The sequence below is a fragment of the Chryseobacterium sp. FP211-J200 genome (assembly GCF_001643375.1).
Lineage (GTDB): Bacteria > Bacteroidota > Bacteroidia > Flavobacteriales > Weeksellaceae > Epilithonimonas > Epilithonimonas ginsengisoli.
Map to the genome: position 1 here is coordinate 24,447 of NZ_LSHB01000014.1, position 14,141 is coordinate 38,587.

At 37.8% G+C, this 14,141-nt stretch carries 14 protein-coding genes; 7 read left to right on the forward strand and 7 right to left on the reverse strand.

Annotated features, from left to right (window positions below):
• Positions 1-16: 16 nt before the first annotated feature.
• On the reverse strand, positions 17-1,627 hold the full coding sequence (locus AXA65_RS05820; protein ID WP_063969184.1) for an ELWxxDGT repeat protein: 1,611 nt from the start codon (positions 1,625-1,627) through the stop codon (positions 17-19).
• 142 nt (positions 1,628-1,769) lie between these two features.
• Complete coding sequence (locus tag AXA65_RS05825) at positions 1,770-3,260, reverse strand: catalase (protein WP_063969185.1); 1,491 nt, start codon at positions 3,258-3,260, stop codon at positions 1,770-1,772.
• 110 nt (positions 3,261-3,370) lie between these two features.
• On the opposite strand from AXA65_RS05825, the gene AXA65_RS05830 reads away from it, so the two are divergent.
• The 6 genes from AXA65_RS05830 to AXA65_RS05850 all read left to right on the forward strand — a co-directional run bounded on the left by AXA65_RS05830 (position 3,371) and on the right by AXA65_RS05850 (position 8,175).
• A complete protein-coding gene (locus tag AXA65_RS05830; RefSeq protein WP_063969186.1) occupies positions 3,371-4,321 on the forward strand; it encodes a hydrogen peroxide-inducible genes activator in 951 nt (316 codons plus the stop codon).
• A gap of 202 nt (positions 4,322-4,523) precedes the next feature.
• Positions 4,524-5,804: a methionine adenosyltransferase gene (gene metK / locus AXA65_RS05835; protein WP_063969187.1), complete on the forward strand. Its 1,281-nt coding sequence runs from the start codon at positions 4,524-4,526 to the stop codon at positions 5,802-5,804.
• 122 nt (positions 5,805-5,926) lie between these two features.
• A complete protein-coding gene (locus AXA65_RS05840) occupies positions 5,927-6,400 on the forward strand; it encodes a hypothetical protein (protein WP_063969188.1) in 474 nt (157 codons plus the stop codon).
• 214 nt (positions 6,401-6,614) lie between these two features.
• Positions 6,615-7,205, forward strand: coding sequence for an RNA polymerase sigma factor (locus tag AXA65_RS05845; protein ID WP_063969189.1), 591 nt, complete (start codon positions 6,615-6,617; stop codon positions 7,203-7,205).
• A 55-nt stretch (positions 7,206-7,260) separates the two neighbouring features.
• Positions 7,261-7,398, forward strand: a complete 138-nt coding sequence (locus AXA65_RS19825) for a hypothetical protein (RefSeq protein WP_165596565.1) — start codon at positions 7,261-7,263, stop codon at positions 7,396-7,398.
• 78 nt (positions 7,399-7,476) lie between these two features.
• Entirely contained in the window at positions 7,477-8,175 is a 699-nt protein-coding gene (locus tag AXA65_RS05850) for a YjjG family noncanonical pyrimidine nucleotidase (RefSeq protein ID WP_063969190.1), read from the forward strand.
• A 55-nt stretch (positions 8,176-8,230) separates the two neighbouring features.
• Here AXA65_RS05850 and trpS read toward each other — a convergent pair whose 3' ends face one another.
• Entirely contained in the window at positions 8,231-9,199 is a 969-nt protein-coding gene (gene trpS / locus AXA65_RS05855; protein ID WP_063969191.1) for a tryptophan--tRNA ligase, read from the reverse strand.
• Positions 9,200-9,314: 115 nt separating this feature from the next.
• Here trpS and AXA65_RS05860 point away from each other — a divergent pair, with 115 nt between their 5' ends.
• Positions 9,315-10,673: a hypothetical protein gene (locus AXA65_RS05860; RefSeq protein ID WP_063969192.1), complete on the forward strand. Its 1,359-nt coding sequence runs from the start codon at positions 9,315-9,317 to the stop codon at positions 10,671-10,673.
• Positions 10,674-10,676: 3 nt separating this feature from the next.
• On the opposite strand, the gene AXA65_RS05865 is transcribed toward AXA65_RS05860, so the two are convergent.
• From AXA65_RS05865 to AXA65_RS05880, 4 genes are all read right to left on the reverse strand, one after another.
• Entirely contained in the window at positions 10,677-11,222 is a 546-nt protein-coding gene (locus AXA65_RS05865; protein WP_063969193.1) for a hypothetical protein, read from the reverse strand.
• A complete protein-coding gene (locus tag AXA65_RS05870) occupies positions 11,222-12,394 on the reverse strand; it encodes a hypothetical protein (RefSeq protein ID WP_063969194.1) in 1,173 nt (390 codons plus the stop codon). The genes AXA65_RS05865 and AXA65_RS05870 overlap by 1 nt, the downstream gene beginning before the upstream one ends.
• A gap of 116 nt (positions 12,395-12,510) precedes the next feature.
• Positions 12,511-13,371, reverse strand: a complete 861-nt coding sequence (locus tag AXA65_RS05875) for a hypothetical protein (RefSeq protein WP_063969195.1) — start codon at positions 13,369-13,371, stop codon at positions 12,511-12,513.
• A gap of 1 nt (position 13,372) precedes the next feature.
• Positions 13,373-14,083, reverse strand: coding sequence for a hypothetical protein (locus tag AXA65_RS05880; protein WP_063969196.1), 711 nt, complete (start codon positions 14,081-14,083; stop codon positions 13,373-13,375).
• Between the last annotated feature and the right edge of the window lie 58 nt (positions 14,084-14,141).

Sequence of the window (14,141 nt, forward strand, 5' to 3'; positions counted from 1 at the left end):
CTTAAAAACGAATTGATTAATTCTTGATGAATTTTTTATTGGTCTTTCCTTTAGGTGTCTGAACTTCAATAAGGTAAGTTCCTTTTGGGAGTTGGGAAACGTCTATTGCTGGATTGTTGCTTTTAGGATTATATGTTTTTATTAATTTTCCGTCCAAGCCGTAGATAGAAAGTTGATTGACAATTTCTTTATTTGATGTTTGAACTTTTAATTCAGCTTGCACAGGATTCGGATAAACCTGGATTGAGACTGTTTTTTGAACGTCGTTAACGCCCAATTCTCCCAGCGAAAGTTTCCAAAGTTCCACGCCATTGTCGTCATATTCTGCTTTGAAATATAATTCGTCATTTAATTCTGTAAAGAAAGGCAGGAAATATAAAGGGCTAGGTTCAGTCGCGTTTGCTGGTGCCAATTTTATGGTTCCACTTTCTGAGCCGTCGGTCATCCACAATTCGCTGCCGTTACTTCCATCGATGGCCACAAAGAAAAGTTTGTCTTTGAAGGTGGCGAAGAAATTTGGCGCAGAGTAACCAGTTGGATTGATGTCTTTCAGCATATACGTTCCATCAGGAGTTCCGTCGCTCACCCAAAGTTCTTCGGAATGAACGCCATCTGTCGCCTGGAAATAAACTTTGTCGTTATAGACCGTTAAAGCTCCGGGGAAAGAATCTACACCTCCCGGATTAATGTCTTTCACGAGAACGGTTCCAGCTTCTGTGCCGTCTGTGGTCCAAAGTTCAGCACCGTGCACACCATCAGTTGCACGGAAGCATAGTCTGCCATTGATCTCGACAAACTCATTGATGCTGGAACCATCGGTTGGATTGATATCTTTCAAAAGCACAGTTCCAGTTTCGGTTCCGTCTGTTACCCACAATTCATCACCGTTTTCGTCATCCGCTCTGAAGAAAAGTTTGTCATTGAAGACTTTAAACCTTCTTGGCGAAGAGTCCGAACCAACGAAAATGTCTTTTACCATGTAAGTTCCGGCTTCTGTGCCGTCTGTGGTCCAAAGTTCCCAACCGTCCGTTCCATTGCTGGCTTGGAAGTATATTTTTCCTTTGTATTCTGTAAATTCATATGAATAGGAACTTTCTCCTCCTGGCGCAATGTCTTTCACCATGTATGTTCCTGCTTCTGTGCCGTCCGTTATCCAAACTTCCTCACCGTGAGTCCCATCATTGGCAACAAAAATTGCTCTGTTTCCAGATGGTTTAAAATTCAAAGCAACGGAACTTTCTTCGCCGGGATATATGTCTTTTAGTAGTTTTGTTCCTGTTTCGGTTCCGTCGGTCACCCATAATTCGATTCCAGTAATTCCGTCAAAAGCACGGAACACCAATTTGCCACCAGCTTCTGTGAGTTCAACAATACCTGAATTTCCTGTTGGATTAATATCTTTCACGAGTTTGGTGCCTGCGCTGGTGCCGTCTGTTGCCCAAAGTTCATTTTCGTGGATGCCATCATCTGCAGAGAAGTAGAGTTTATTTCCAAAGGTCTTTAATTGTGAAATGGATGAGCCTTCTGAGCCAGGATTTAAGTCCTTCAAAATATTGATGTTAATATTTTGTGATATTACGAATAATGGTGAGGCAGTTGCGATTAATGAGGCAAAAATTCTCTTCATTTACTTTTAATTTAATTTAAAGTCTCAATTTATGAATTTTTAATAAAATTTATTAGTGTTTGAATGTAATATTAATGTTAAATAAAAAAACCTTCCGAGAAATCTCGAAAGGTCCTATTTTATTTGTCTATTAACTCAAAGCCTATTTGGTGTGATTCATCATATTTGTGTCAATATTGACACCAATTCCTTGCGCTACTCTCATTCCTAGTTCGATGTTCGCTCGGAAGAAATGACAAAGCTGACGGTTGATAATCTCATCACGTTTCGGTCCGTCTACACCGCCAAGATGTCCAACAATGTTATTTACCAAAGCTGTTCTCGCTTCTTGGTCTAAAGCTTTAGTGTAGAATAATCCTGGTTGCGTGTAATGATCGTCATCATTTTGGTTTCTGTCGAAGTGGGCCACTCGGGAATTGTCCAAGTCATATTCCAGATTTTTGTACGATTCCGTTGGTTCCACATCGCTGAAGCTGTTTGGGAAATAATTCGGTTCATCACCATAATTAACATCGCTTGCCATAGAACCACTTCTCTGGAAATTGTTAACTGCAAATGGACATCTGTTAACTTCAAGCTGATGAGAATTAACGCCCAATCTATATCGGTGCGCATCAGCGTAAGAGAATAATCTGCCTTGCAACATTTTGTCCGGAGAAAAACTAATTCCGTCAACCAAATGACTTGGCGCAAAAGCAGCTTGTTCTACGTGAACGAAGTAGTTTCTTGGCACTTCATTCAGTTCCATAACACCAACTTCTTGTAACGGAAATTCATCCTGGAACCAAACTTTCGTTACATCAAACGGATTCCAACGCCATTCTTTCGCTTGCTCTTCTGTCATCGTTTGGATATACAGTTTCCATTTTGGAAATTCTCCTTTTTCTATAGCATTTACCAGATCTTCCTGAGAAAAGTCCGGGTTTTCGCCTTTCATTTTTGTGGCCTCGTCATCTGTAAAGTTTTTGATGCCTTGCTGCGTTTTGAAATGGAATTTCACCCAAGTTCTTTCATTGTTTTCATTAATTAAAGAAAAAGTGTGGCTTCCAAATCCGTGCATGTGACGATATCCGTGTGGCGTTCCTCTATCAGACATTAATATTAAAACTTGATGAAGCGATTCTGGATTTAAAGACCAAAAGTCCCAAACCATCGTTTTACTTTTCAAATTGGTTTTTGGAACACGCTTTTGAGTATGAATGAAATCTGGAAATTTCTTAGCGTCTTTAATAAAGAAAACCGGCGTGTTGTTTCCAACCAGATCCCAGTTTCCATCTTCTGTATAAAATTTCAAGGCGAAACCTCTCGGGTCTCTTTCTGTATCGGCACTTCCCATTTCTCCACCAACTGTAGAGAATCTCGCAAACATTTTGCACGAGTTTCCAACTTGGGAGAAAAGTTTTGCTCTTGTCAGATGGCTGATATCGTGGGTCACTGTAAAAGTTCCGTAAGCACCAGAGCCTTTGGCGTGGACAATTCTTTCCGGGATCCTTTCTCTTACGAAGTGTGCAAGGTTCTCCTGAAGGATAAAATCCTGTAAAAGAACCGGGCCGCGTGGGCCAACGGTTTGCGAATCCTGATGCTCATAATAAGGAGCTCCCACAGAATTGGTGAGTTTTTTCTTGTTTTCCATATTTCAGATTTTATTGATTTATGATATTTTAATGCTAAATTCGATAAAAAAACCTATTCATGAAACAAATTAATAAGTATATTTGTCATAGATAAAATAAATTACAAGTCGTGAATATCCAACAGTTAGAATATTTGATTGCAGTAGATAAATATAAACATTTTGGCAAAGCTGCACAAGCCTGTTTTATTACACAGCCTACACTTAGTGCAATGATCCAAAAGTTTGAAGATGAGCTGGATGTCAAGATTTTTGACAGGACCACACATCCGATCAGAACGACTGACGCAGGTGCAGAACTCATCAAGGAAGCTCAAAAAATCATCGACGCGGTGATGGAACTCAAAAGCAAGGCCAACTTTCTCAATAATATTTTGGCAGGTAAACTGAATCTGGGAATCATTCCTACAGTTTCGACTTATATTCTGCCAAACGAGATCTTTGCTTTTTTGAATAAAAACCCTCAGATCGAGCTTAATATCAAGGAGATGACGACCGAGAGTATCATCAAGTCTTTGAAGTCTGGAGAGTTGGACGCGGGGATTATTTCAACGCCATATTCAGCGGCGGACGAGTTTTATCAGGACTTCTTATTCAATGAAGAATTGATGTTGTATTCTGGGACTGAATCTGGTCAAAAGAAAGACTGTTTCGTAGTTCCGGAAGATATTGATGTCAATAAAGTTTGGCTTTTGGAAGAAGGAAATTGCCTTAGAACTCAATTCGAAAATATCTGTCATCTGAAAGAAAATTCTTTGAAGCCTAAAAACTTGGAATTCTTAGCATCCAATGTCAATACATTGATTCAAATGGTTGATAAAGTTGGTGGGATTACAATTTTATCAGAAATTGGTGTTCAACAATTGTCCGACCAGCAAAAGCAGAAAGTCTCAAGATTTATCAAGCCTTTCCCATATAGAGAGATCAGTTTGATCTATTACAAACCGACTTATAAACAGAAAATTATTGATGAATTGATTTCCGAGATCCGTACATCTATGGAGCAGAAACTTAATTTTTACAAAGACCAGGAAAATTACGTCAGTATAAAACCTGAATAAATTCATACGGGGTTAATAGGAATTGATTTTGAAATCTAAAAATTAGTTTGTAAATTTGCCATCGATTTTTGAATAAACGGAGGAGAACTTTGACTGATTGCAACCTCAATAAAAAATGCTAAAACAGATTATTTCTCTTTTAGTTCCTTTTTTAAACAATCATTGTTTTACCTCAAAAATTTAATATAAAAAGGAATAATTTATGTCTTATTTATTTACGTCCGAATCAGTTTCTGAAGGACATCCTGATAAAGTAGCCGATCAGATTTCTGATGCGCTTATCGACCATTTTTTGGCTTATGACAAAAACTCAAAAGTAGCTTGCGAAACACTTGTGACCACAGGTCAGGTGGTTTTGGCTGGTGAGGTGAAGTCTGATGCATATCTAGATGTTCAGCATATTGCAAGAGACGTGATCAATAAAATTGGCTACACAAAAAGCGAATATATGTTCAATGGTGATTCTTGCGGTGTGATCTCTGCGATCCACGAGCAGTCGCCAGATATCAACCAAGGTGTGGATAGAACTTTGGACGAAACTGATTTCGAAACCAGAGCAAACGCTCAAGGTGCTGGTGATCAGGGAATGATGTTTGGTTATGCGACCAACGAAACTGAGAATTATATGCCGTTGGCCTTGGATATTGCTCATCAGATCTTGAAAGAGTTAGCAGACCTAAGAAGAGAAGGTTCAGCGATTCCTTACCTTCGTCCAGATGCAAAATCTCAGGTGACAATTGAATATTCTGATGACCACAAACCAGTAAGAATCGACAGCATCGTCGTTTCCACACAACACGATGATTTCGGAAGTGAAGAAGCGATGTTAGCGAAAATCAAAAAAGATATCATCGAGATTCTAATCCCGAAGATCAAAGCTAAACAAAAACCAGAGATCCAACAATTATTCAATAACGAGATCAAATATCATATCAACCCGACTGGAAAATTTGTAATCGGTGGTCCTCACGGAGATACAGGTTTGACGGGAAGAAAGATCATTGTGGATACTTACGGTGGAAAAGGTGCTCACGGAGGTGGTGCTTTTTCAGGAAAAGATCCAAGTAAAGTGGACAGAAGTGCAGCTTACGCGACGAGACACATTGCAAAAAACCTAGTAGCAGCTGGTGTTGCAGATGAGGTTTTGGTGCAGGTTTCTTACGCGATCGGTGTTGCAGAACCTTGTGGACTGTACATCAATACTTACGGAACTTCCAAATTGAACATCAACGATGGCGAATTAGCGAAAAAGGTTCAACAATTGTTTGACCTAAGACCTTACGCTGTTGAGAAAAACCTTAAGCTAAGAAATCCGATCTATATCGAGACTGCAGCGTACGGACACATGGGGAAAGAATATTACGTAGCTGATAAAACTTTCAACAAAGGCCTTAAAAACGAGATCACTTTGAAAGACCTGGAATTTTTCACATGGGAAAAACTGGATAGAGTAGAAGATATCAAAAAAGAATTCGGACTTTAATCTGATTCTTGTATAAAAAGTAAAACTGCTTTGTCTTTTGATGAAGCAGTTTTTTTATTTCTAGATATTCTTTCAACAAACATCTGTTTTGTTATTTTTGTCGTAAATAAGATCAAGTCAAAATGAAATCAAAAATATTCATCCTTTTTATACTATTTGCGTTTTGTGGTTTTGCCAAGTCACAATTGACGATGCATAAGTTCATCACAGCGGGTTACGTCTATCAGAATCAAAGTTTTGGGGAAATAGGAGGGAAGTTGCTTTTCCTCAGCAATGATGATGTCCTTTTCCGAGTTGGAGCATCTGCATTGATGGGTTCTGCAAACAATGAGTTTGCGATCATGCCAAAGGTAAACGCTGATTTCCTGTTGAATTTTCAAAAAAATGTGGATTTCTATCACGCTCATTATTTTGTTTTAGGAGCAGAAGCTACCAATAAATATATTGCTCCGAAGGTAGGCTTCAGTCTTTTTGGGATTTTGGACCTGACAGGTGGCTACGGATTTTCGCTCGATAAAGACGGAATTAACGGAAAAGAGCTAAAAGGACTCAATATCAATTTCACAATAAATATCCCATTAGTTCTGCTTAATTGATTTAACTTTTAAAATATATTTGAATCAAATTAAATAAATTCGAAAGTTTAACAATTCATTAACGTTTTGTTTTGACTTTTTTATTACTTTTACAGACCTAAAAAATGCGTATAGACTAAATCTACTTCATTAAATTAAAAACAACCGAGTCAGGAAAATTAGTTACCCTTGTAACTGACGATTTGCTGGGTTTTATATTAAAGAAGTAATTATTATGAAAACGCAAACTGATAGCCAATTAATCCTACAATATCAGAATGGTGAAGAACATTCACTTTCTCTTCTGATCAACAGGCACAAAAAAGATCTTTTCAGCTTTATCTACTACAAATTGATGGATGAAGACCTGGCAAATGACATCTTCCAAGATACCTTTATCAAGGTCATTGTAACGCTGAAAGAAGGCCGTTATAAGGAAGAGAACAAATTCATCCTTTGGGCAAAGCGTATTGCGCACAATTTGATCATCGACCATTACCGTATCCAGTCAAAAAACATCAAGATCTCCGAAACGTCTTATGAAAATGAAGAGTTTTCTATCTTCGATATCATCAAAGAACCGGAAAGCAACATCGAAGACCGATTGATAGATAAGCAAATAAACGACGATCTTTTGAGAATGCTCGTAATGCTTCCGGAGAACCAGCAGGAGGTCATCAAACTTAGATTTTTCGACGGTCTCAGCTTCAAAGAGATTGCAGACCATACAGATACGAGTATCAACACAACGCTTGGCAGAGTGAGATATGCACTCATCAACCTTAGAAAGATAATGGACGAACATAAAATTATTTTGACAAAATAATAATTTATTAATAATAAAGATTTTCTTTTGGCGTTATTGTTGTAAAAGTCAGCCTATGAAAAAAAACGACACTTTAACAACCAAAGCATTGACGCCGAAAAAAGAAATAATCGATTTTCTGATGAACTATTCCAAGAATATTCATCCGATAAAAACTAAGAACAGAAAAACCATTTTAGTTTCAAAGAACTAAGCATTTTAGATTTTTAAATAATTGATTTTTATGATTGAACTTTCCTACGTGGATCAAAAATGATTAGATTTGTGCCTTATGAAAAACATAAGGCACATTTTTTTTGATCTCGACAATACACTTTGGGATCACCGCAAGAACGCATATTTGACCATCAAGGAATTATTCTCTCAAAAGAAGATATCTGAACTATATAACATCGATTTTGAGTTGTTTCACGATGCTTATCACGAGATCAATGAGAAACTTTGGGAACAGATGCGTGATGGCGAGATCGATAAGGAACATCTAAGAAAATACAGATTTTATAACACCTTTCTAAGATTCGAAGTCGATGATCAGGATCTTGCGGATTATTTCGAGCATCATTTCCTTGATGAGATCCTGAAATATAATGAGCTCGTTCCTGGTGCGGCTGATCTTCTGGATTACCTCCAAGCCAAAGAATACAAAATGCACATCATCTCCAATGGTTTTCAGGAAGTGACGGAGAGAAAATGTGTGCTTTCCGGAATAGCTGATTATTTTGAAACCATTACGAGTGCAGATTCTGTAGGTGTGAGAAAACCGAGACCTGAGATCTTCCAATATTCTCTAGACCTAGCAAAAGCGGAGAAAGCTGAAAGTGTCCTGATTGGCGACGATTGGATTGCAGATGTAAAAGGTGCACAAAGATTCGGGATCGATGTGATTTTCTTCGATGTTTACGATGATGATCCTAAAGAAGAAGATTTGAAGGTTATCAAATATTTGTCAGAAGTAAAAGAATATTTATAAAAAAAGAAAGCCTTTCAATTTGAAAGGCTTTTTTTATGTTGAAATTTTTTTAGAATTAGATTCCCAAACTTTCTCTTACTCTTGTAATGGTTTCTGTAGCGATCTTTCTTGTTTTCTGTGCACCTTCCTGAAGTTTCGCTTCAAGCTCTGAAAGGTTGTTCATATAGTAATCGAAAGTTTCTCTTTCCTTAGCAAATCTCGTCAGAATCAAATCTAACAATTCTTTTTTCGCGTGACCGTAACCATAATTTCCGGCCAAGTATTTTGCTCTCAATTCTTCCGTTTGTTCCGGCGTTGCTACCAAAGCATAGATGGCGAAAACTTTATCGGTTTCTGGGTCTTTTGGGTCTTCCAAAGGCGTAGAATCTGTTTCGATGGACATTACCTGCTTTTTCAATTCTTTTTCTGGCAAGAAAATGTTGATGATGTTTCCTCTCGATTTTGACATTTTGTGCCCGTCGGTTCCGGGAACATATTTTGTGTCCTGTTGTAATTCAGCTTGAGGCAAAACCAAAACTTCACCCATTTGATTATTGAACCTTGAAGCAACATCTCGTGCAATCTCCAAATGCTGCAACTGGTCTTTCCCAACCGGAACGATTTCCGCATCATAAAGCAAAATATCTGCTGCCATCAAAATCGGATAGGTGAAAAGTCCAGCGTTGACATCCTGCAATCTGTCTGCTTTATCTTTGAAAGAATGCGCCAATGTCAATCTTTGGTAAGGAAAAAAGCACGACAAATGCCAAGATAATTCACACGTTTCAGGAATATCGCTTTGTCTGTAGAAATACGTTTTTTCTGTGTCTAGTCCGCAGGCAAGCCAAGCCGCAGCAATCTCGTAGGTGTTTTCTTTAAGTTCAACCGCATTTTTGATCTGCGTTAAAGAATGTAGGTTTGCGATGAACAAAAATGATTCGTTCTCTGGTTTTTTGGACAATTCGATAGCGGGAATGATCGCTCCCAAAAGATTTCCCAAATGTGGTGTTCCGGTGGCTTGTATTCCGGTAAGGATTCTAGACATTTTAATTATAGATTTAAAATTTAATTTGTAAAAATAAGAAAGATAAAAAGCTTTGGCAATTTTTTTAATCTCTAATAGCAGGTTTTCATTATATTAGTGAAAATATTTTTCACAAATGGAGAACAACGATTATCTGTCGCCAAAGATCTTTAGGTCGATCAAAAGTTTATGGATCCTGTTGGCTATTTTCATAGCAATTGATTTTACAACCAATTTTTTCTATCCGGAAAACAAAGGTTCTTTCCTGGCCAGTATTTTTGATTTCTTGTCAGATGCATTGGCTTGCTTGTTATTTAGTTGGTATTTCGTTGTCAATAAGCGTTGGAAATCGCTTCTGATTGTACTTCCGCTTCTTGTTGTGTGTTTCTTTTTTATGAAAGACCTTCGCGACACGCTAGACTATTACTTACCATTTGAAAAACTGATCGATTCGGATACGCTTAGGAAATATACATATATCATCGTAGAGTTGGTAGCGGTTTTCATTCTCGCCAAAAGATATATGGTCGAGGAAAATGTTGCTGGCAAATGGTCTTTGTTAAAATTATTTCTGTTGAATCTGTGCTTTTTCTCTTTGTACAATACAGATCTGGGAATGGTAGAGCAGATGATCTCGTCGGCTTCATTCAACTCAAAAACGGCCGAGCTCATCGTCACTTTTATCTATTACGCCTTATCATCTATTCGAAGTATTGCATTTTTGGGTGCATTCCTATTTTTGATCGCTTGTTTGGCAAAACGAGAAAATGTCTACAACTTCACTTCAAATATCTTACAGTTTGCCAATCGTTATTATGGTGTAACGGTTTTGATATCAATTAGTTGTTTGATATTTTCATTCTTTTATCTTTTGGAAAATGCAGTTTCACTCGAACTGGATTTTTTTGGTAAAGAGCTGACAATTTTTGGTTGGATCAATAACATTTCGGTGATTGCTTTCTTCGTGATCTGCTCCAGATTTGTGGGACAATTTCTGAAAGAAAGAAGCATTCTGAAACAAAAATATTACGGTGTAGTAGGCAGTTCGGTTTGGATCCCGGTGATCAATATCATTTCTTTATTGATGATAAAATTCGATGACAAGATCAAATTTCTGTCACCTGCAAACGTGGAGAAAGCCAAAAAGATACATTTGGCAATTGCATCCCTTCTCATTCTGTTCTTCTATAGGAAAGATATTCTGGATAATGATAAAAGGCTGGAAGGCCTCTTGCTGAGCGCGATTTACATTGCAGCATTCTGGCTCGTGGCCTATCTCAAAAAGTACAATTGGGTTTTCCCTGCGGTTTTGGCTTTGATAGTAACGTTCGTCAAAGTTTATCCTTTTTATCAGGGACTTTACGCAACAGAATTTATCTTCAAAGATTATGTTTTGGATCTGGTAAAGCACACGTTTTCCATTGCAATGATCCTAACAACCATTGTTTTTTATGGCATTTATTACATCGCTTTTCAAACTTTGAAGAAAGATTAAGTTTTATCTTTTTCGGATGATCACAGCAACTTTTGTGAACATGCTGTCTGCATCTTCGTCGTTGCTGTTTGCCTTGTAGTCCAAAGTGTATTTGCCGTCTTTTGTAATTGGGATCTTGATGACCTCCTGTTCAAAGCTCCAATCGGACTTTGTTGGTTCTACATTTTTTTCTGTAGGCGCTTCGCTGTCTATTGTACGCTCATCGGTGTACTGATCATCTTCTTGTTCCTCTTCTTTTCGGATCTCATAAGTAGATTTGATGATCTTGTCATTGCCTGCAAACATGGGAACTGTTTGGTTTTCAATCGTTTTTCCATCAAGGCTAAGATTATATCTCAAATCAAAAATCGGAACATCGTCGTTCTTAAGAAAAGAAGCATCCATTTTGCCCCATATCACGAGTTCGTCGCCCGCTTTGAGGTCCAAATTCTCGACAGTGTTGACCAATTGACCATCAACAGGTGTTTCTTCTGTGACCGTTTTGCCAACAGGATTGCAGGAAACAATGACTGTTGCGGAGAAAAGTATAGTGGAGATTAATTTCATCATTAGATTTTTAAGTGTTTGCTGAAGTAATCATTCATCAACGCAGTAACGTCATTGCCTTCTTCGTTCGTTGGACTGATAAGGTAAAACTGACCTTTTTCGTTTTTGATAGAACTGATAATGTAATTAGTCGTGGTGTTGGAGCTGTAGCCAACCCTTGTAACACTTACCAAAATGCTGTTGTCACTGATCTTTTTGATGAATTTGAATTCGTCATCGCTATCATAGATCTGGCTGAAATAGCCCGAGTACATTCTGTTCTCAAAATCTAGGTCGTCGAAAACCCCGGAATACTGGGATGTGGCAAGGAAGCCAACCTGGTCAAAGGTGTTTTTGCTGTGGTCCTCATCACGATACAGGTAGAATTGTATTTTATCTTTGTTGATGTTCACGCTGTCATTATTCTTCAAAAAATACTTAAGTTCCTTTTGCAGAGATGTGTAGTAAACATTGTAATTTTTTAATTCAAGTTCGGAAAGGCTCGGTTTTACTTTGTCCCAAGTCAAGTTTTCGGTGGCTGTTTCTTTGCCAAAAGCTAAGAGATTTTGTGCTTTTTTATAAATCGAGAACAATGCGGCGTATTGCATCTTTGGATCATTGTATTTTGGAACTTCAGCTGTATAAAGGTAATACGTTGATTTTGTAGGATTGTATTGCCTGTAATACATTAGTTTGCGACCGAATCCATCCACATACAGCAACGCGTTTTTGTCTTCGAGGAGAATTTTTTCAGGTTCATTGAATTTCTTAATATCAGAAACCGGGAAGATATTGGGATCTGTAGATTTTCCAACCAACAATAATTCATCCGAATCACCATCAGAAAAAGCATTTTGGATGCTGATGACTGCTTCTGGTTCCGAGTCTTCATTTTCTGAGGTCGAGTTGGGGTCTGTGAGAGCAATCTTGCTGGAAAAAGAATAGTCTTTGAGGAAATTGCCGACAGGAAGCATGACATCAATCGCGGTTGCAGAATCCAGCTCGTAAGATACTTTCTTCAGGATGGGTTGTTTTCTCGCCTCACTATCTCGGATAGAATCGATTTGTGATTGTGGAATTCCCAGAACAAGGCTTTCGTATTCATCACTGTTTTCGATGTCAGCATCTTGAGCTTCGTCTTTGCACGAGAAAATAAATAGAGAAATTAATAAAATCAGGTAGGTTTTTTTCATCATCGATTTATTAACTCTAAAAATAACAAAATTATTCTATTAAAATCCGCATCCTTTCAGATTTCACATAGATATCTGATAATTAGTTTTGAAATGTTGATTTTTGATCTTTTCCACCTCTATTTTTTGAGTTCAATTTTATAATTAAAAGTAAGAACCTTGAGATGCCAGAGCGTCAAATTTTGCTCGGCGGAAATGTGGTCGTTGTCTGGTCCAATGGCCAATCGGTCTCGGAAAGAACTGATGAATTGCGACCAATATTCGCCCTTCGAATCTTGCAGTAAAAAATAAAATCCTGCGTCGCCAAATTTTTCTCCCGAAGAATCTAAAATCAATCTGCCATTTTCTCCAACACTTGGATTCATAATGACTGTCGCATTCCCATTCGGAAGAGGAAAGACAGCTTTCACACAGGTTTTTCCGGAAGGCAAAGTGCAGATACCATAAACGCCAGAATAGATGACCTGCCCGCTCGATTCAATCGATCGGAACCAAAATGTATATTTGATCTCATTCGATTTTTGGTCGACCAGATTGATGATCTCGCTCTTTAATGATTCTGAGTCAGCAATATTTTTGGTCGGAATATTCAATTGATTGATTCTGTTGCTGAATAATTTGGTTATTAAGATCCCGAAAAATTTAAAGAAAGGATTCCATTTTACAGCAAATTTCAAATCGTATTTTTCTGTACTTTCGTAAAAATCAATGACGTTTTTGGAAAGATCTGAGAACTCCGTTTCGGATAAGTTCAACTTTGCCATGGAGGGAATAATGCCTTTTGCTTTCGAATCTTTTTCTATGATCAAGTCCTCTTTTCTCGCAAATTGATGGATAAAATCTTCTCCAATGGCGTCCAAATTCCCGAAAGGTCCTATCAACCAAGGGAAATCTTCGGGTTTGATCTTTCTTCCACGCAGAATCACCCATTGCTGAGTGACCCAATCCTGAAATTTCTGCATTGGATAAGCAAATCTCATCTTATTGGTTTTTTAGGTCCGGAATAATGTTGCGTCGTCCATTCCATTCTCCAAATTCTGAAATGGGTTTGAAACGCAAGGTTGTGAATTCGAAATGAAAATCTTTTCGGTCTCTTTCTTTCATTGCGTCAGCATGTCTTTCTGGTTTTGGAACTTTGCTGTGTCCGTGGACCATGTCCGTCATTTCCTTTTGCGTTTTCCAAATTGAAAAGGTAGAAACAGTATTTGGGAATTTGATGGAAGCTAATGATAAAGTTGTTGCAGGATGGTCACGAACCAATTTTTCCACAGGTCTTCCCCAATGGATAAATCTGGGGATTTCTAAAAACTTCATTCTGGCAATAGTTACTGCAACGACCGGAGAATCGGGGTTTTCAAATTCTGTTGTTTCAGCTGGAATTTCGAACTTGTTGAATTTCCCCCATTTTCTCATAAAAGTTAATCTCGTGTGCCAACCTTTCGCAAGGATTTTACCAAAATGATTTTCATCCAAGAAATGATCAATTGCTTCTTCGTTTTCCCATTGAGCAAATACGGCAACTTGTCTGATCAGCATTCGCGAAGGCGAAAAAATTGGAGAACCCAAAGTCATCGCTGTCATTACTTCTGAATGTATCAAACCTGGAATTTTATTTTGCTTCGGAGGAAACAAAAGGAATTTGAACGCATCAAAATAATTTGTTTTTACTAAATGATAACTGAATACGCTCATTTTTTCAGCTTTGCTTTAAAATTTAATATCAGAAGAAAAATTCCATGAATAAACTAGG